Source organism: Micromonospora sp. NPDC052213, assembly GCF_040679695.1.
Lineage (GTDB): Bacteria > Actinomycetota > Actinomycetes > Mycobacteriales > Micromonosporaceae > Micromonospora.
Window position 1 is genome coordinate 1 of sequence record NZ_JBFAVI010000057.1, and the last position, 17,656, is coordinate 17,656.

Here is a 17,656-nt window from a genome sequence, read left to right on the forward strand (position 1 = left end):
GCGAATGGGGGATGCGCCGCCGCCGGCCACGCCGGTCCTCCCGCCCTCCCTCTGCGGGCGGTCGACCGGCTCGGCAGCCGGATGGCTCGGCTGCCAGCCCGCCCTGTTCAGGCGGCTGACGAGGCCGGCTCTGCCTTGGGGCGGGTCCCGGGCCGGGCGCGCCGTCGCCTGGCCCGGAGGTCTGTCAGCGGGGTTTGCGGGCGGTGGTGCAGGCGAACTCATAGCCGCGCACCACCACGGTCGGGTTGGCCATCAGCTCGCCGAACCGGTCCAGGTCGCCAGGGGTGAGATCGGCCTTGAGGAGTTGCTCGCGTAGTTGCCGGGCGTTGTCGGCGTATAGGCGGCAGCCCGGGCTGCCGCCGGTCCACGACTGGGCGACCCACCGGGTGCGGACCTGCTCCAGGCCAGCGTCGAGCAGGATGGCGGGGGTCTTCTCGCCCCAGCGCAGGTCGGCGCCACGCTCGGCGAGGACGTCCAGGATGGCGTGCACGACTACCACGATCAGCTCGGTGTCGCCTGCGGTGGGAGCGTGCGGCACGATGGTGCGCGCGTAGACGATTTCTCCGAGGACGAGGTGCCCGCCGGGGCGCAGAGCGGCAAGCATCTGCTCGAGCAGGCGCTGCCGGTTCGGCAGGTGCTCGAGCACGCACCGCGCGGTCACGACGTCCAGGGTGCCGGCCTCTGTGGGCAGCGGGTCGGTGCGTAGGTCCCGCTGGTAGACGTCAAGCACGGCGGTGGGTGCGAGGAGGGTGGTGTCGAGGTCGACGGCGATGACCTTCCCGGTGCGGCCGACGAGTTCGCACAGGCGCCTGGCGATGGACCCGGCGCCCGCGCCGACGTCCATCGCGTGTTGCCCGTCGGTGATGCCGAGGCGGGTGAGGTCGTCGAGGGTGATCGGGTCGAGCATCTCCTGCAGCGGCTGCAGCTGGGTGGGTGCGTTGCGGAACTGGTAGGGCTGCGCGGTGGTCGTCATGCGGGTGCTCCTCAAATTGACGCGGTGTGGCAGGGCGGGGCGGTTATCAGCAGCCAGTGCTGCTGGGGCCGCGGGTACAGCCGTCGCGGGGGCGTGGCCTCGGCTGCAGACGGTTCGGGTGGTTCCCACCAGCGGCGGTTGGCGTGGCTGTGGGTGAGGTAGAGGACGTAGGTGGCGACCTGCCAGCCGGTTCCGGTGAGACGAGCGTTCTCGTAGGCGAGGACGTTGCCGGTGCCGGGATGCAGAATGAGCAGGTCCCGGCGGCCGTCTGCGGCGACGGCGGCAACGCCGATCCCGCTGCGTCCTGCCCGGTCGATCACCCGCCGGTAGAAGGTCAGCCCGTCGAGGTCGGCCAGCACGCCAAGCGTGGCGGCGCGTGCGTCGCGGCGGGGGCTGTACCAGGTGGCCAGCCGCGCGACCGCCAGCACCGCGCCGTTCGCGTCGCCCTGCAGTGCGCTGGTGGCGCCGATCTCGTTGCGGAGCCTGTCGCTGCTGCCGAACGGGTTGGCCAGGCCGGCGGAGAACAAGTCACCCGGCCGCCACCAGTCCTTGCTGACGGGCACGACGCCGGCGGGGTGGCTGGCGGCGAGTTGGGCGCCGGAACGGTCATCGGCCCGCCACCGCACGACCTCCGTCACCGCTACACCGCGCACCGGTGGGCTGTTCCACTGCCGGTAGTGGACGAGGTCGAACTGCCCTGTCCTGCTATCACAGGGGCCGGCCGCGATCCGGCCGGACAGTTGCCGCAGGGCGGTGCGCGCCGGGTGCGGGTGCCACAACCGGGTGGCGAGGGCCGGTGCGGCGGTCTCAGCTCGGGCCGCCAGGTGGGGCTGCGGAGCTGCCGACGACGGGCATCGCGCGGCACCGAGGGCAGGGTACGGCCGGGCCGGGGCGGCGACGGCGGGCACGGCGACGGCGGCCAGCAGGACGGCCGTCGCGACGCCGCACCGCACCGCACCGCCGTGCGCGTCGCGGACCGGCATGGATGACCGGTTGGCGGCCGTGAACGGGGGACCTGTTTGGTTCATCGGCTCTCCTGCGCGTGGCCTGTCCGGGTGGGCGCGGTGAGGGCGAGGTGCGCGCGCAGCGTGTCCCCCGCCTCGCTGCCGGCTGCCGTGAGAGGGCCGGTGAGGCGTCCGGAGGTGAGCACCTGGACGGTGTCGGCGAGGGCGGCCGCGGTGCGGGCGTGTGGGAGGGCGACCAGGACGGTGACACCCTGCCCAGGGAGGTCCCGCAGCACCTGGATGACGTGTGCGGCCACGGTGGGGGCGAGGCCTTCGGTGGGTTCGTCGCATAGCAGCAGGCGGGGTGCGGTGCGCAGGGCGCGGGCGATGGTGAGCATCTGCTGTTCGCCGCCGGAGAGCTGGTAGCCGCGGTGCCGCAGCCGCACCGCAAGGGCGGGGAACAGGTCCAGCACGTCGTCGGCGCTCCAGCAACGCCGATCTCGTGTGTTGCGGGGGCGGGTGACGGTGAGGTGGTCGGCGACGGTTAGGGAGGGCCAGAGGCGGCGGCCTTGCGGGGCGAGTGCTACGCCGGCGCGGGCGGCCTGGGTGGGGTGCCAGCCGGTGACGTCGCGGCCGTCGAGCATGACCCAGCCGGTGGTGGGGCGCAGGTGCCCGGCGAGGGTGTGCAGCAGGGTGGTCTTCCCGGCCCCGTTCGGGCCGACCACGGCGTGCACGGCGGCAGGGGTGAGGTCCAGGCCGATGTCGTGCAGGACGGGGGTGTCGCGATGGTAGCCGGCGGTGAGGTCACTGACCTGCAGCATCGTCACCCCCGCTGGTGCCGAGGTAGAGAGCGGCGACGGCGGGGTCGGCGCGTACCTGGTCGGTGGGGCCGTCGGTGTGGCGGCGGCCGTGGTGCAACACGGTGATCCAGTCGGCGAGGGCGGCGACGATGTCCATGTGGTGCTCGACGAGCACGATCGCCATCCAGCCGGGCAGGCTGGTGAGGATGTCGAGCAGGCGGCCGGTTTCGGTGTCGGTGAGGCCGGCGGCGGGTTCGTCGAGCAGCAGCACGCGGGGTTGCCCGGCGAGGGCGACGGCAAGGTCGAGCAGTCGGCGGTGCCCGTGCGACAGCGCGGCGGACGGGTGGTCGGCGTAGTCGAGGAGGCCGACGAGGTCGAGCAGGTCCAGGGGTGTGCGTTCGGGTTGGTGGCGGTGGTGCCAGCCGCCCATGCGCACGCAGTCCAACACGGTGAGGCCGGGGTAGACGGCAGGGTGTTGGAAGGTGCGGCCGATACCGGCCCGGGCTCGCCAGGCCGGGCCGCGGCGGGTGATGACTCGTCCGTTGTAGGTGATGGTCCCGGTCTGGGCGCGGGTGGTGCCGGCGAGCAGGTTCAGCAGGGTGGACTTGCCGGCGCCGTTGGGGCCGATGATCGCGTGGCGGTCGCCGGGGGCGATCGTGAAGGTGTCCAGGTCGAGGACGGTCAGCTGTCCGTAGGCGTGGCGCAGGCCGGTGACGACGAGCCCATTGCCGTGGGCACGGTCGATGTCGCTGGGGCTGCGCTGCGAGGGCACGCCGTCGGGGTCGATGCGGTGGACGGTTCTCACGGGGTGCTCCTCGCGACGGGTCGGGTCGCGCCGGCGGGGTGGCGCGGCCGGCGGAGGCGGGTGGGCAGGCGCAGGCGGGTGGGCAGGGCGGTCAGGCCGCCGGGCAGCAGGTACACCGCGGCGACGAACAGGGCGCCGAGCAACAGAGGCGCGTGGCCGGGCAGCCCGGCGGCGGTCACGTCCCGCACGGTGAGGACCGCAACCGCGCCGGCGGCGGCACCGGGCAGGGACGCCGTGCCACCGATGACCACTGCCAGGAGGGCGAGGGCGGCGGTGGTGAAGCCGACATCGGCGGGGGTGATCCACCGGTGGGTGTGGATCAGCAGTGCCCCGCCGACCCCGGCGAGCGCGCCGGCGCCGGTGTGCGCCGCCCACAGGTAGGCGGTGATGCGGTGGCCGCTGGCGGCCGCGCGGGCCTCGTTGCCCCGCACGGCGGCCAGCAGCGTCCGCCGGTCACCGCCGAGCAGTGTCATGGCGGTGGCGGTGGCGGCGATCGCCACGACGGCGGCGTAGAGCAGCACCGCCCGGTCGGCCAGCAGCGGCGGCAGGCCGGGCAGCAGGCGTGGGCCGGGGATACCGGCGAGCCCGTCGGTGCCGCCGCTGACCGTGCGCCACTGGGCGGCGGTGATGGCGGTCAGTTCCGCGACGGCGAGGCTGAGCATCAGGAACACCGTGGCGCGGTAGCGGACCAGCACCGCGCCGACCGCCCCGGCCGTCAGCGCTCCCGCCCCGGCCGCCGCCAGCAGGTGCAGCAGGGCGAGATCGGTGCTGGCGAGGGCGAGCCTGGCGGTGGTGTAGGCGCCGGCCGCGTACGGGGCGACCTGGCCGAGCGTGGGCAGTCCCGCGTGGCCGGTGACTACCGCGACGCTGACAGCCAGCACCGCCAGCGGCAGCATTCGCGCCACGGTGGCGTGCAGGTACGGATCCGGGGACACCAGCACCGCGCACACTGCGGCGCCAGCCACGGCGCAGGTGGCGTAGGGCTGCGGCAGCCGCGTGAACGGGCGGAGCCGGCCGACGACCGGCGTTGAGGTGCGAATGCTCATGCCTGGGCACCGCCAGACAGGGAGGCGGGGCGGAAAAGCAGCACCACGGCCATGGCGCCGATGAGCAGGTACGGCGCGAACTCGGGGAAGCCGGTCACGCCGACGGTCTGGACGAGGCCGACGGCGAGGGCGGCGGCGCAAGCGCCGGGCACGGAGCCGAGACCTCCGCACACGACGATGATCAGCGACAGCAGCAGCGCGGTGTCGGCAGTGCCGGGCCCGACGCCCAGGATCGGCGTGGTCAGCGCCCCGGCCAGGCCGGCGAGGGCCCCGGCGGCGATCAGGACGGCCACGTCCACCAGACGGGGGTCAACGCCGATGCCAGCCACCATCGCCCGGTCGTCGACCGTCGCCCGGATCAGCCGCCCCGTCCGGGTGCGGTGCAGCACCACGTACCCGGCGGCGACGACCAACACGGCGACCCCGAGGACGGCGAGCCGGTCCACCGGATACCGGTGCCCGGCTACCTGCACGGTCGCCTCGAGCATGGCGGGCAGATGAGGTCGCAGGGTGTCCGGGCCGAAGACGGTGGTGAGTAGGTCCGCGCCGATGAGAGCGACGCCGAAGGTGAGCAACGCCTGGTCGAGATGGCCCCGCCCGCGCAGCGCGGCGGTCGCGGCGGCGAGCACCCCGCCACCGGCAGCCCCCACGAGCGTCGCGTAGCCGGTGGCGAGAGCCAGGCTTCCCCAGGTGCCGCCGGTAGTCGCGGCGGCGATGTAGCCGCCGGCGGCGATCAGGGTGCCGTGCGCGAGGTTGAGCACACCCCCGGCGCCGAAAGCGACGGTCAACCCGGCGGCGGCGATGGCCAGCAGCAGCCCGTAGGCGACGCCGTCGACGGCGGGTATCAGGTAGGCGTCCACGCCCAGCACCCCTTCCTTCGAACGTGGTGATCTCTCGATCGGGTCAGGTGGTGGGCAGGGTGGTGAGGTCCTGCACCAGGACGTTGGACAGCACCGGCCCGTCGGTCTTGACCTCGCGCAGGTACCAGCGCTGCACCGGCCGGTGCTCGCTGGGGTGGAACTGCCAGTCCCCGCGCGGGGACACGACCCGCCCCACCTGCCCGATCGCGGCGTTGAGCTTCTCCCCGGTCACCTCGCCGTCGACGGCGGCGAGGGCCCGGTCGAGAACGGCGGCGGCGTCGTAGGAGGCCATCGCGAACGTCGTCGGCTGCCCCGGATGCCCCGCCGCCGACCAGGCGGCAACGAACTCCTGGTTCGCCTGATTGCCCAGGGTGGGGCTGTAGTTGAGGACGTTGCGGATGCCGGTGGCCGCCGGCCCCTGAGCGGTGAGCACGGATCCCTCGGTGAGGAACCCGGCGGCGTAGAGGGGAACGTCGGCAAGGTCGGACTGGGCGTACTGCTTCACGAACGCCACCGCCGCGGCTCCGGCGTAGAAGGCGTAGACAGCCTTCGGCTTGGTCTTGGCGGCCTGGTTGAGATAGGGCAGGAAATTCTCCGTCGTCGGGAACGGCGTGAACAGGGCCTTCCCGTCGGGGTTGGCGAGTTTCCCGCCGAGGCGGGTGAAGGTGTCGGTGAAGCCGCGCAGCTCGTCGTAGCCACCCTGGTAGTCCGGGCCGATCGCGTACACCGTGCCGGCGCCGACCTGCGCCTTGACGTACTCGGCGATCGCGATGCCCGGCTCGTCGGAGTTGTAGGAGGTGTGCCAGGTGTAGGCCAGGTCGCGGGGCTTGCCGCCGACCGGCGCGAACGCCGGCCGCGCGTTCGCTCCCAGGAGGGGGATCTTGCGTTCGGTGGTGAGGGCCTGCACCTTGTCTACCGTCGCGCCGCCGACCAGGCCGGTCAGCGCGACGACCCGGTCGCGTTCGAGGAGCTTCTGGGCGGCCGGGACGGCCGTGGCGGGGCCATCGCCCTCGTCGGCGACGATCAGGTCGACCTTCCGGCCGCCGAGCGTGCTGTCGTGGGTGTCGAGGTAGAGGCGGAAGCCGCGCTGCATGTCCTCGCCGACGGTGGCGTAGGTGCCCGACAGGGACACCAGCAGCCCGACACGCACCGCGCCGGCGTCCGCGGTGCTGCTGCACGCCGCCCCGGTGATGAGCAGTCCGACCGTGGCCGCTGCGGCGACGCCGCGGCACAGTCGTGAGCGGGAATGGACCATGGGGATGCTCCTTACCGAGGTGAGAGGGATGGATGCCGTAGCGGTCAGGACTGGCTGGCCGCAGGAGGCGACTTGACGCGGGTGATGACGTGCTCGACGAGGGCGATGAGCAACCGGCGGACGCTGTCGCGGTCGCGGGCGTCGATGTCGACGATCGGCACGCCCGCGCCCAGGCTCAGGGCCTCACGGATGTCCGACGCCGCGTAGGCGCGGGCGCCGGGGAACTGGTTGACCGCCACCACGAACGGCAGCCCGACGCGCTCGAGGTAGTCGACGTGCCGGAACGAGTCCTGCAACCGGCGGGTGTCGACCAGAACGACCGCGCCGACGGCGCCGCGGACGATGGCGTCCCACATGAACCAGAACCGCTGCTGCCCGGGCGTGCCATACACGTACAGCGTCACCCCATCGACCTCGAGACGGCCGAAGTCCATCGCCACCGTGGTGGTGGTCTTCGCCGGGGTGTAGGACGTGTCGTCGACGGCACCCGCGGACATGCGGGCCTCGGTGGTCACCGGTGCGATGTCCGACACCGCCCCGACCAGGGTGGTCTTCCCGATGCCGAACGGCCCGGTCAACACCACCTTGAGGCGGGGCGGTCCGGCGGCCGGCCGCACCATCACCGCCGCGGACGTGGTCATCGGCGGCCGGCTCCGGGCGTGGCGAGGACACCGGCGAAGGCGGGGGTGAGCTGGTCACCGACCTGTTCGGCGAACTGGCCTAACTCCTCGGTCACGTAGGCGAGGTCGGCGTCGCGGGTAGCGAGTACTAGCAGCGACGCGCCGCTGCTGACCGCGATCAGGATCAGATAGCCCCCGGCGAGGTCGGTCAGGTTGCCCTGCACCCCACCGGCCCCGAAGTCGCGGGCGGCGCCGTTGAGTAGGCTGCTCATCCCCGCTGCGACCGCCGCCAGCCGCTCGGCCGCTTCACGGTTGAGGCCGTCGGTCCAGGCCAGCAGCAACCCGTCGGCGGACACCGCCACCGCCTGGCTCACCCCCGGCACCCGGGCGAGATTGTTCGACAGCAGGTAGCTCAGCTCTGTCATGGTTGGCCTTCCTTGGACTGAGGGGATCGGCGGCCCAGGCCGCGCTGGTATGCCGCCGCCGTGCCGGCCAGGCCACTCGGTGAACGGCGCGGAACATCAGCGGCAGGCTCCGGGGGAAAGGTGAACACGGTGGACATCGGCCGCCGCCTGGGCAAACCGTTCGGGGTCGTATCGCCCCCGCCCGACGGAGGCGGTACAGAAGTCAGGTGCACGGTGGCGCCCTCGACGAACCACGGCGACGACGACGTGGGCAACCGCCGGGCGGTTTCCTCGTAGGCGGGGGTCCGTTCCTGCTCCGGCGACCGGCGCATAGGGGGTATCACCGGCAACGCCTGCGTCGGCGCGTCCACGCTGTGCGCCCCAGCCCGACTGGTCGGTAACGCCGCGACGTCAGGATGGCGGGACACTGCGGGAGTGGGCAGGCTGAGGGTGGACGCTGGTGTTCCACCCGGGGCCCGGCGGCCCGCGATCGGGCCTGAGGGCAACGCGACCGGCGGCGGGGCGGTAATCAGCAGCCGGTCCACCGGGATCTCGACCTCCGCGACCGTGCCGTGCGGGCGCACTGGCAACAGCCGCGCCCGCAGACCGTGTGCAGCGGCCAGCAGCGCCACGGTGGCCAGGCCCTGCCGGCGGATGTGTTCAACCTCGATCATCGGCGCTGGTGCCGCCAGCTCGGCGTTCAACCGCTCCAGCAGCTCCCGCTTGATCCCGGTGCCGGTGTCGGAGACCTGCACGATCACCCGATCACCCAGCAGATGGCCCGTGATCACCGCGTCGCCGGGGCTGTACCGGGTGGCGTTGTCCAGGAGCGATGCCAACAGGTGCACCAAGTCATCGATCAACGCCGGTGGCACGGACACACGCTCGTCGACCACTCCCAGAACCACCCGCCGGTACTCCTGGATGCGGCCCTGCGCCGCCTGCGCCACCGTCACCAACTCGACCGGCTCCGGGTGCACCGCCCCCAGAGTGCGGCCGGACAACACCAGCAGGCTCTGCGTGGAGTGCAACAACTGCGCGGTCAAGTTGTCCAGCGTGAACAGCGTCGCCAGAGTCCCGCTGTCTTTCTCCTCGCGCTCGGCCAGGTCCAACTCCCGCGTCAACCGGTGCGTGATCCCCTGACACCGCCGGCCGACCGCCTCGACCGCGCCAGCGGCCACCCGCCGCTGCCGCGCCAAGTCCGTCGAGATCCGATACGTGCTCGCCGCGAGGGTGTCGAACGCCGCCGCAACCTCGTCCACCTCATCCCGCCGCCGGAAGGCAGGCGCCAGCGCGGGCGGCGGAGGCGGAAACGACGACGGATCGGCAGGATCGGCAGCGCCGACCCGACGCACCAGGTCCGGCAACTCCCGCTCGGCCACCCGCGTGACGGCGTCGCGAACCCGCCGCAACCGCCACGCGAGCGCCCGCCCCTGCCGCCACGCCACCCTCGACGCCGCCGCGATCAGTACCAATGCCACAGCGGTAAGCACGCCGGTGGTGGCCCACTGCTTAGTGCGCTGCCGCCCGACCTGCGCGGCGATGTCCGCGTCGACTCGGGACTGCACCGAGTGCAGCCGGTCCCGGCGCTCGCCGCTGGCCGCCGCCCACCGGACGGCGTTAACCCGCAACCGCTCGCCCACCCGGGTCCGGGCAACCTCGTCGTCAAGGCGCTGCGCAGCGAGCACCTGCGGGCCGGTAAGCGCCTGGTCCAGCCATAACCGCCATCGCGCTGGCGAGCGCTGCGTCACCATCAGCAGGGCCTCGTCGTAGCCGGCACGAGTCGCCGCCAGCTCACGCTGCACCGCCTGGGACACGACCACACCGTTCCCAGTGGCCACGATTGCCTGCTGGATACCCGCGTACCCCGCAGCCTGCGACAACGCCGCCGCCACCCGCAGCTGGTCCGCCACCGGCCCATCGGCGCCCCCGATCTGGCCCACCGTCCCCCGCACCGCGAGTCCCTGTCCGATCGCCGCGCGGTACCGGACCAAAACCGCTGTCAACGAGACCGATCGCGCCTTGACCTGCTCTCGAAACGCTGGCAACAGGCGAAGCTGCTCATCGAAGGAATCCAACAGCGGGACTACCCCCGGCCACCTGAAGTCCACTTCGCTACGGCGCTGCCAATAGCCCTCCACGACCCGGTCAGACGCCGTCGCCTGCTCCAAGTAGAGATTGAGACCCGCGGCGGAATCCGAGACCAACCCAGCGGCGACCTGACGCTCGCGGTCCAGCTGATACACAGCCTCCCCCGCTGCTGACGACACCGCGACCAGCGACTGCAAGCGGTCCGCGTTGCGCGCCTCACGGCTCGTCGACGCCACACCCCAGGCAGCAAAGACCAGCGTTGCCACCAGCGGGATCAGCAGCAGGAAGGCAAGCCTCCGAGCAACAGGCACAACAATCCTCTCCAATTCTGGTCAGAGTGCGGCGGCCTCGATGCTGGGCACCGGCGGCTCAGTCCGGTCGGACCGCTGAGCGTGGAGTCCTCCCGGCCGATCGGGGCCAGATGGTTGCTGGACGTGCTGTGGAAGCTCTCGGGCATCGATACCGCCCTGGCCTGATTCGAGGTCTGGCGCGTGCATCTCGGTACCTTCACAGCGATCTCGCTCGTGCATCAGCCCTCGATGAGGGTTCATGCTGGACCCTCACCTGGCCAGGTGGTGAGCCTCTGTCCTAGAGAGACGGAGCCCTAAGCACGGGCCGCTACGACGGCAGGGCACCTGTGCCAGTCGATTTGCGCGTACGCTCCGTAGTAAGAGCGGAACGCCGGGGGAGGTTAGTGTGGCTGTCCCGCGACGGCACAATGAGAGCTGGTGGCGGCAGGCCGTCTTCGAGGGCCGGTCGGTCGCGTCTGCCCTGCGGGATCATGACATCTCGCTGCTTTTCCGGTTCTTGCGCTCGCACGGCTACTCGCGTTCGCACCTTGCAGGGTGCACAGGGCTTGCCGAAACCAGAGTCCGTGCGATTTCTAACGGAAGCCAGCAGGTGACCGCATACGAGGTGCTCGAGCGCATTGCGGAAGGGCTTGGCATTCCGCGGCACATGATGGGCCTCGCCTATGACGAGCCGCCGGCCTCGGGCCGTCTGCCGGACGACGACATTCCCGCGATCTTTTCCGACGGCCTTCCCGATGTGGTTACCCTCGACGAGGTTGAACAGATCAACAGCCTTTCCTCGCTGTTGACGTCGTGGGACTTCGCTCACGGCGGCGGCGTTGCCAGGCAGGCAGCTGAGGCACATTTGCGGTGGGGCGCAGGTCTCCTGCGTCAACGATGCGCTGAAGGCCTGACACCCGACCTCTTCTCTGCTGTCGCGCGCCTTGGCGCCGTCGCAGGCTTCATGAACTTCGATGCAGACAACCAGCCCCAGGCCCAAAAAATCTTCAAGTTTGCGTTGGAGTGCGCAGTCACCGCTGGGGACCTTCATCTTCAAGCGAAGCTGTTGTCCCATCGAGCTCGCCAGGCGATCTGGTGCGGTTCGCCGGCGGACGGACTTAGGTGGCTCGACACTGCCCTCCATTTCCGTGGCCTGACACCTGCCGAAAAGGCGATGCTGCACACCGGAAGGGCGAGAGCGTTGGCCAGGATGGGCCTGGGCGCGGACACGGTAGCTGCGGTCGCTGCCGCCGACGATGCCTTCGACCACATCGGGTCAGAGGTGGAGCGTCCGTGGATGACGTACTACGACCAGGCCCAGCATCTCGGCGACACTGGTCACGCGCTCTTCGGTATCGCAACGAGCGGCCATGCTATGCAGGAGGCGGTCCAACGCCTGCGAGCGGCAGTGGAGGGGCATGGCGACGCCTATGCCCGTTCGACAGCCCAGTCTGCGGTCAAGCTTGCCTCGCTCCTGATGGTCAGCGGCGAGCTCGCGGAGGCGTGCGAACTGGGGATCAGGACGATTCGCGACATCGAAGGGCTAAAATCGGCTCGTGTGATCGAAGGACTCAGAGAGCTCGTCCGGGTCTCGACGAACCGCCGCGGAGCACCTCCGGTCGCAGAGCTCTGCGAAGCGATCTTCGAGGCGAACTACGCGTGAGCAGCGCAGCTTACGGTTCTGTTTATGCCGCGTGCCAGCGGGCCGGGCTCGGCACGAGCCAACTCGAGCTGATTCGTGAGGGGGAAAACACGGTATGGGCGGTGGATTCAGAGACGATTGCAAAAGTCGGTAGGCCGGGATCAATCGAGCAGTCATCTCGTCAGGTAAGAGTGGCGCAGTGGCTGCGACGAGTCGGGGTTCCGAGCGTCTCGCTCTGTGACATCAGCCCTCAACCAGTCGTTGTTTCTGACGTGCCGGTGGTCTTCTGGCGCAGACTCCCGCCCCACAGGGCGGGCAACGTTGTAGATGTAGCCCGTCTCCTACGCCAACTACACGACGTCGGGGCGCCCATGGATCTAGAGTTGCCTGAACTCGATCCGTTTGTTCGACTGCCCGAGCGTGTCTGCGAAAGCAAGGTCATCGATCGTTCCCAACGCGATTGGATCCTACGGCGCATCGATAGTCTGCGTGTCGAATGGGAGCGACTTCCGGGCGGACTTCCGAAGTGCGTGATCCACGGAGACGCATGGGTCGGAAACGTGGCGGTTCATGCTGACGGCGCGGCGGTGCTGCTGGACCTGGAGCGCTGCTCATTGGGGCCACCCGAATGGGATCTGGTATCAACGGCCATTAAGCTAGATTCTTTTGCCTGGATTAGGCATGAGGAGTACCGGCAGTTCGTCCGAGTTTACGGGAACGATGTTAGGCGCTGGCCCGGCTTCGCACTCATGCGTAACACGCGAGAGTTGCGCATGGCGACATTCCTGATACAGCGCGCCGGCCAGGATTCGACTCTGATACGCGAGGCGTTGTTCCGGATCGATTGCCTGCGGGGGCTGCACGGCGGGCGCCCCTGGCGGTGGACCCCAAGCACGTAACCAGATCTACCCGGGCAGCCAGTGGCGGGGAAGGCCAGGATCGAGCAGAGTGGCTATCCGGTGCTGGACGTGCCGCATGAGATCCGGCTCGAACGGCAGCCTTGAAGCTAGCCAGCATGTACGACGAAATTGCGCGATGTCCACGAGAAGGTCCAGCTCACGACCTTGCAGCGGGTCCGATCCGTATTCATGCCAGAAATCCGATGCCTCGGCCGGTGAAAGCCACCCCACCCGCTCGGAAGCGACGACGTAGGCGATGTCCCACTCGCGCGGCCCGAGCCGGGTGTCCTCGAAGTCGAGAAGATGGCCAACCCCCTGTGACATCAAGACGTTACCCCGGTGGGCGTCCCCGTGGATTACCGCCGACGCCTGACGAGGCCAATCTGATCGCTGCCATCGATCAGCGAGATTGCGCCAGTGCTGCTCAAGACTGAGCCTGTCCTCAGACGGAAGGCTAGCTGCCTGAATTTGCGATGCGATCCGAGACCACGGATCTAGGATCGGCAGTCGTGGCCATGGAGGACCTTGGTCATGCAACTGCCTCAAGATCCTGCCGAGGTCGCCTGCCGTGGCCGTGCCGTGTCGTTGGAGGTAGCGCCACCACGTGAAGACCCGACCATCTATGACCTGTAGCTGAGCCAAGCCTGGGAGGTTCACAGCCTGGATGGAGGGGACCCCCCGTGACTCCAGCCATTCCGCAACATGCAGCTCATTGGCTAGGCGATCGCGGAAAACAATATCGATACCCACTCGTGCAACCAGGCCGAGCGGTGGGATAGCCACCATGGCGTTGTCGGCCGGCGGTCGTAGCAGCACAATCCCGTCAGTGCAGTAACCGGCCTCAGCAACGACCCTAGTCACCAGATCGAGAGCTTGGTCCCCACTCAGTCCGCGGCGAGACGAGTGGTGATCTTGACCTTTCATGGGACCAGGCTATGTGGGTCAGGTCGTAAGCGCTATCGGCAAGATCGTCCGCGTTCGAGCCTGGCCGACTGCGGTCAGGTGCATCGGGGGTCCATCTTGGACCCCCATCGAGACCTGATCGAGGCCACCGAGAGCTTGGGATCCTACTGCCAGGCGATCGCTCGGAAGTGGCGAGACGAGGCGTAGGCCGTCTGCTCGGGCACCCGCGCGGTGCACCGGAGGCGGTTCTTGCGGATCGACCACTTCTGGACTCGCGTAACGCTCGGTCACCGGACCTAGACTCAAGGCCGTTTGCCTAGCGGCCGGCGGTCCGTCCTCAGGACCGTGCACGGTTCTGTCCGCGACCTCTGGCGCTGCAGGCGTCTGGTTCCGACGAACGAACGAGAAGGGGTTCTCCTGTGCCAGAGCGGGTCATCAAGGACAAGGTCCTGTGCTACGTCGTACGTGACGGGAAGGTGCTGGTCTTCCGGCACACCGACTACAGCTACGAGGAAGTCGGAATCCAGGTCCCGGCCGGCAGTATCCGCGCCGGCGAATCGCCGGAGGAGGCGGCGCTGCGGGAGGCCCGGGAGGAGACCGGCCTGAAGGACTTCAAGATCGTGCGAAAGCTCGGCGAGACCGAGTACGACATCAGCCCGTATCGGTTCGAGATCCAGCGCCGCCACGTCTTCCACCTGGAACTCACCGAGCCGACGTCGGAGCGGTGGATGAGCCAGGAAGACCACGACGGGGAGCAGGAGCCCACGCACTTCGAGTGCTTCTGGATACCGCTGGAGGCTGCCCACATCCTCCAGTCCGGTCAGGGCGCCTTACTGGGACGCCTCTACGACTGATCCCGTCCGGTCACGGCCACCTTGGGAGGCAGCCGATGCACCGCACCACCGAACAGCACGACCCGATGGCCCACCTGTACCGCGGCCTTGGCGCCGAGGACACCGGTAGCGCCGTGTCGGTGATCCTGAAGTTGCGGGGTGAGACCTGTGACATCGACTGCCTGTACTGCTACGAGAAACGTAAGGAGGCCCCGGGAGGAGCCCGGATCGAGGCCGGCCAGGTGCGTCGGCTCACCGAACTCTTCTCGGGGCGTCCGCTCGCCGTCGAACTGCATGGCGGCGAGCCACTGACCGCCGGACGCGACCACGTCGCCGAGGTCCTGCGCGAACTGGCCGCCCAGCCCAGCGTGGTGCGGGTCTCGATGCAGACCAACGGCGTGCTCCTCGATGAGCAGTGGCTGGACCTGATCGACGCCCTGTATCCGGGCCTCCAGATCGGCATCTCCCTTGACGGGGACGCGGCGGGCAACGCCTGGCGGGTCGGCTACGACGGCCAGCCGGTCTACCCGCGCGTGGCCACCGCCCTGCGGCTGCTAGCCGACCGCAGCCGGAGGGCTGGCGTGATCGCTGCGGTCACCCCGACCGTGCTCGGCCGCGCCGAGGCGGTCCTGGACCACCTCGCCAGCTTCGAGGCGGTCAACGCCGTCAGCTTCGTGCCTTGCTTCGATGCGTCCGTCCAGAATCCCACCGCCGCCCAGGGGCGGCGCCTTACCGCGAGCCGACTCCTTCAGCGCGCGGCCGTGGGAACCCCGAAAGGGCCCGCGTGGTCGATCAGCCCGGACCAGTACGCCGAGTTCGTGCTCGCCGCCACCGTCCACTGGATCGGCGCCGGGTACTTCGCCCGCCTGAAGCTGGAACCGGCCGTATCCACCATCCGGCGGCTGCGCGGGCTGGGAACCGGCTTCTGCCACTTCTCCAACCTCAAGTGCGACCACGTCTTCACGCTCTACCCGGACGGACGGCTCGGCAGCTGTGACGAACTGCCCTGGCCGCAGGCCCAGCTCACCCGCCTGGAGCAGGTTTCCGGGCAGAGCGCGGTCGTCGCGGCCCAGCGGCGGTTGCCGCTGCTGAACCAGGGCAAGGCCCTGATGGAGCGGTGCACCACCTGCGCGTACCGGTCCGCGTGCGGCGGCGGCTGTGTGGCCACCCGCTGGCGTCAGGACCAAGCCGGGGACCAGGACGCCTACTGCGATTACCGGATGCGGATGATCGACGGCACCGCCGCACTCCTCGCCCAGCCCGCCCACCCGGCGGGTGTCTGGTGCCGCAGGGTGCGCTGGCGCCCCCGTACGCCGAACAGCATGCGCGACGTCGCCGCCTTCCTCGCCCGCTGGGACCGCCCCAACGCGCCCCGTCCGCCTGTGCGGCTGCACACCAGCGCGCACGGCAACATCAACACCGTCGGCCTGCCCGGGGTGCACGAGGCCGACGACCTGGACCCGGCCCACCCCCAGTGGCGGGAGGCGATTGAAGCCGGCGTCCGCTCCCTGGTTTACGCCGTCACCCAGGACTGGTGCCTGGTCACGTACGACAGCTGTCAGGGACACCCCTATTCCGGTCTCGACTTGCCGCCCGTCGAGCGCCGGGTCGGCGTCCTCCCTCGCGACCGGACCGAATACGCGCAGGCTGCCGCTGCCCTGTGCCGCGCGGTCAGCGCGGCGGCCACCGACCTGCCCGCCGCGGTGCAGGTGACCGTCGGGCGGGCGGAGCTGACGTGCGAGACCACCGGACACACGAGCCACGTGCTCGACCTAGCGCTGCGGCCGGCCCCAGGGCACAGCTGGCCGGCGTACTTCGACGCCGTGGACGCGGCCACCCGCGCCGTCGCCGACGCGCTGCGCGGCGAGCGGCCCACTGCGGGCGGCGACTGCTGTTGCCCGGCACCGCAGCTTACAGCTCCGACCGTCGAGGAGGGTCGGCGTGGATAGTGTCACGGACTCGCTGACGATCCACCAGTTGCTGGGGCGGATCGTGTATTTCCACGCGCTGTTCATCGAGCCCGCGCTCCGGCCCAGCGCGGCGCGCGGGCCGGGTCCGGTGTGCTGCAACCATGGCCTGGACTCGGGCCGCGGCACCGTCGGCGAGTTGTTGGCGGACTCCGCCTGGGTGGCCCTCGTCGAGGTCGCCGCCGCCCTCCCGGCTCACCATCAGCCGTGTCCGAAAACCGACGGCGCGTGCTGTGCCACCTGCCGCGTTGCGGCCGCAGCCGCTGCGGTCGCGGCTGGATGGGCGCAGACCGAGTACCGCGGCTACCAGCGGACCGAGCCGGCCGAAACGCTCCTGCGCTCCTGCAGGCTCGCGGCGGCGGCCCGGCTGGGGCGCGTCTTCGCCACCCAGCACGCTGCTCCGTGTCCGGCGCTGGACCGGCTGACCGTGCTGGAGGCGCAGCCCGGCGCGGAGGAGCTGCCGCTGGCCGGCGAGCTGCTGGCCCTGTGGGCCAACCCGATCGCCAACACCCGCCACCCCGTGACCAGTTGGCTCAATCACTGCACCGATCTGGACGACGTCCGCCGGGTGCTCGAGACGAGGAGGACCGACTCGTGATCCACATCGCCGAAACCGTCGCGGTCGGCAGCGTCGAAGGGTTCCTCGACACCGAGGAGCGGGACCGGCTCGCCTCCATGATGAACGACTTCCTCACCGAGGAGGCACGGGTCCGCTTCGGCACGCAGCGGGCCACCTCCATCCACGAGATCCCCGGCCACTCCAACGAGCAAGCCATGGCCGTCTACGAGCCGGCCGGCCGGATCGAGGTCCCCAAGATCCCGGACATCGCCGAGGACTTGCTTCAGCACGCCTTCGGTCGCGCCCGCCCCGCGCTGTCCCGCGTCATGCCGTCGATCACCGCCTGCCGGCCGTGGACCTACGTCGAGTACGGCCCCGGCCAGCACATCACCTGCCACCTCGACGGCATCGCCCCCGACCCGCTCGCCTGGCCGCGGCAGATCGCCGGCATCAGCGTCGTGGTCCACGAGGCTGAGGCCGGCGGCGCGTTCTACGTCGAGAGCACCTCCAGCGACCGCCTGTGGAATGCCCGCCTAAACCACAACGCCCAGGGACACGGCTACGCGGACGGCATGTGGCTGGCCAACGACGGAGCCGACCACTCCGCTGACTGGTATACGGCCATGCCCCGCACCCGGTGGAGCGTGAGCCCCGCCCCGGGCACCGCCCTGCTTTACGGCTCCCAGCTCACCCACGGCACCGAACCGGTCACCCGCGGCCGCGTCGCGAAGTTCATCAGCTGGCTGATCGCCGAGATGGACTAGG

At 70.2% G+C, this 17,656-nt stretch carries 17 protein-coding genes; 6 read left to right on the top strand and 11 right to left on the bottom strand.

Translation table 11 applies throughout. The features are described from left to right. Positions 1–184: 184 nt before the first annotated feature. From AB0L34_RS16145 to AB0L34_RS16190, 10 genes are read right to left on the bottom strand one after another with little or no spacing between them, the layout of a single operon-like run. Positions 185–973, bottom strand: coding sequence for a methyltransferase domain-containing protein (locus AB0L34_RS16145; protein WP_363705260.1), 789 nt, complete (start codon positions 971–973; stop codon positions 185–187). 11 nt (positions 974–984) lie between these two features. Next, a complete protein-coding gene (locus tag AB0L34_RS16150; RefSeq protein WP_363705261.1) occupies positions 985–2,001 on the bottom strand; it encodes a hypothetical protein in 1,017 nt (338 codons plus the stop codon). Beyond that, the gene (locus tag AB0L34_RS16155; protein WP_363705262.1) at positions 1,998–2,738 is read right to left on the bottom strand and encodes an ATP-binding cassette domain-containing protein; all 741 of its coding nucleotides are present in this window, start codon (positions 2,736–2,738) and stop codon (positions 1,998–2,000) included. The genes AB0L34_RS16150 and AB0L34_RS16155 overlap by 4 nt, the downstream gene beginning before the upstream one ends. Continuing rightward, positions 2,722–3,522 (bottom strand): ATP-binding cassette domain-containing protein, encoded by an 801-nt coding sequence (locus tag AB0L34_RS16160; protein ID WP_363705263.1) that lies wholly within the window; start codon positions 3,520–3,522, stop codon positions 2,722–2,724. The genes AB0L34_RS16155 and AB0L34_RS16160 overlap by 17 nt, the downstream gene beginning before the upstream one ends. Further along, a complete protein-coding gene (locus tag AB0L34_RS16165; RefSeq protein ID WP_363705264.1) occupies positions 3,519–4,568 on the bottom strand; it encodes a hypothetical protein in 1,050 nt (349 codons plus the stop codon). The genes AB0L34_RS16160 and AB0L34_RS16165 overlap by 4 nt, the downstream gene beginning before the upstream one ends. Further along, on the bottom strand, positions 4,565–5,428 hold the full coding sequence (locus tag AB0L34_RS16170) for a branched-chain amino acid ABC transporter permease (RefSeq protein ID WP_363705265.1): 864 nt from the start codon (positions 5,426–5,428) through the stop codon (positions 4,565–4,567). The genes AB0L34_RS16165 and AB0L34_RS16170 overlap by 4 nt, the downstream gene beginning before the upstream one ends. 43 nt (positions 5,429–5,471) lie before the next feature. Continuing rightward, positions 5,472–6,683 (bottom strand): ABC transporter substrate-binding protein, encoded by a 1,212-nt coding sequence (locus AB0L34_RS16175; RefSeq protein WP_363705266.1) that lies wholly within the window; start codon positions 6,681–6,683, stop codon positions 5,472–5,474. Between the two features lie 44 nt (positions 6,684–6,727). Continuing rightward, positions 6,728–7,324 carry an ATP/GTP-binding protein gene (locus AB0L34_RS16180; protein WP_363705267.1) on the bottom strand — a complete coding sequence of 199 codons (597 nt, stop codon included), beginning with the start codon at positions 7,322–7,324 and terminating at the stop codon, positions 6,728–6,730. Next, the gene (locus AB0L34_RS16185) at positions 7,321–7,728 is read right to left on the bottom strand and encodes a roadblock/LC7 domain-containing protein (protein ID WP_363705268.1); all 408 of its coding nucleotides are present in this window, start codon (positions 7,726–7,728) and stop codon (positions 7,321–7,323) included. Before AB0L34_RS16185 ends, AB0L34_RS16180 begins: the two co-directional genes overlap by 4 nt. Then, the gene (locus AB0L34_RS16190) at positions 7,725–10,124 is read right to left on the bottom strand and encodes a nitrate- and nitrite sensing domain-containing protein (protein WP_363705269.1); all 2,400 of its coding nucleotides are present in this window, start codon (positions 10,122–10,124) and stop codon (positions 7,725–7,727) included. The genes AB0L34_RS16185 and AB0L34_RS16190 overlap by 4 nt, the downstream gene beginning before the upstream one ends. Before the next feature lie 574 nt (positions 10,125–10,698). Between AB0L34_RS16190 and AB0L34_RS16195 the strand changes: the two genes are divergently transcribed. Next, complete coding sequence (locus AB0L34_RS16195; protein WP_363705270.1) at positions 10,699–11,751, top strand: hypothetical protein; 1,053 nt, start codon at positions 10,699–10,701, stop codon at positions 11,749–11,751. After that, entirely contained in the window at positions 11,748–12,629 is an 882-nt protein-coding gene (locus AB0L34_RS16200) for an aminoglycoside phosphotransferase family protein (protein WP_363705271.1), read from the top strand. The genes AB0L34_RS16195 and AB0L34_RS16200 overlap by 4 nt, the downstream gene beginning before the upstream one ends. A 6-nt stretch (positions 12,630–12,635) precedes the next feature. Here AB0L34_RS16200 and AB0L34_RS16205 read toward each other — a convergent pair whose 3' ends face one another. Beyond that, complete coding sequence (locus AB0L34_RS16205; RefSeq protein WP_363705272.1) at positions 12,636–13,553, bottom strand: aminoglycoside phosphotransferase family protein; 918 nt, start codon at positions 13,551–13,553, stop codon at positions 12,636–12,638. Positions 13,554–13,951: 398 nt separating this feature from the next. Here AB0L34_RS16205 and AB0L34_RS16210 point away from each other — a divergent pair, with 398 nt between their 5' ends. Genes AB0L34_RS16210 through AB0L34_RS16225 form a run of 4 tightly spaced genes read left to right on the top strand, consistent with a single transcriptional unit; the run spans position 13,952 to position 17,655 of the window. After that, positions 13,952–14,386, top strand: a complete 435-nt coding sequence (locus AB0L34_RS16210) for an NUDIX domain-containing protein (RefSeq protein ID WP_363705273.1) — start codon at positions 13,952–13,954, stop codon at positions 14,384–14,386. A 35-nt stretch (positions 14,387–14,421) separates the two neighbouring features. Further along, a complete protein-coding gene (locus AB0L34_RS16215) occupies positions 14,422–16,314 on the top strand; it encodes a radical SAM protein (protein WP_363705274.1) in 1,893 nt (630 codons plus the stop codon). Then, positions 16,307–16,930, top strand: a complete 624-nt coding sequence (locus AB0L34_RS16220) for a hypothetical protein (RefSeq protein WP_363705275.1) — start codon at positions 16,307–16,309, stop codon at positions 16,928–16,930. Before AB0L34_RS16215 ends, AB0L34_RS16220 begins: the two co-directional genes overlap by 8 nt. Beyond that, positions 16,927–17,655: a hypothetical protein gene (locus AB0L34_RS16225; protein ID WP_363705276.1), complete on the top strand. Its 729-nt coding sequence runs from the start codon at positions 16,927–16,929 to the stop codon at positions 17,653–17,655. Before AB0L34_RS16220 ends, AB0L34_RS16225 begins: the two co-directional genes overlap by 4 nt. Position 17,656: the final 1 nt, after the last annotated feature.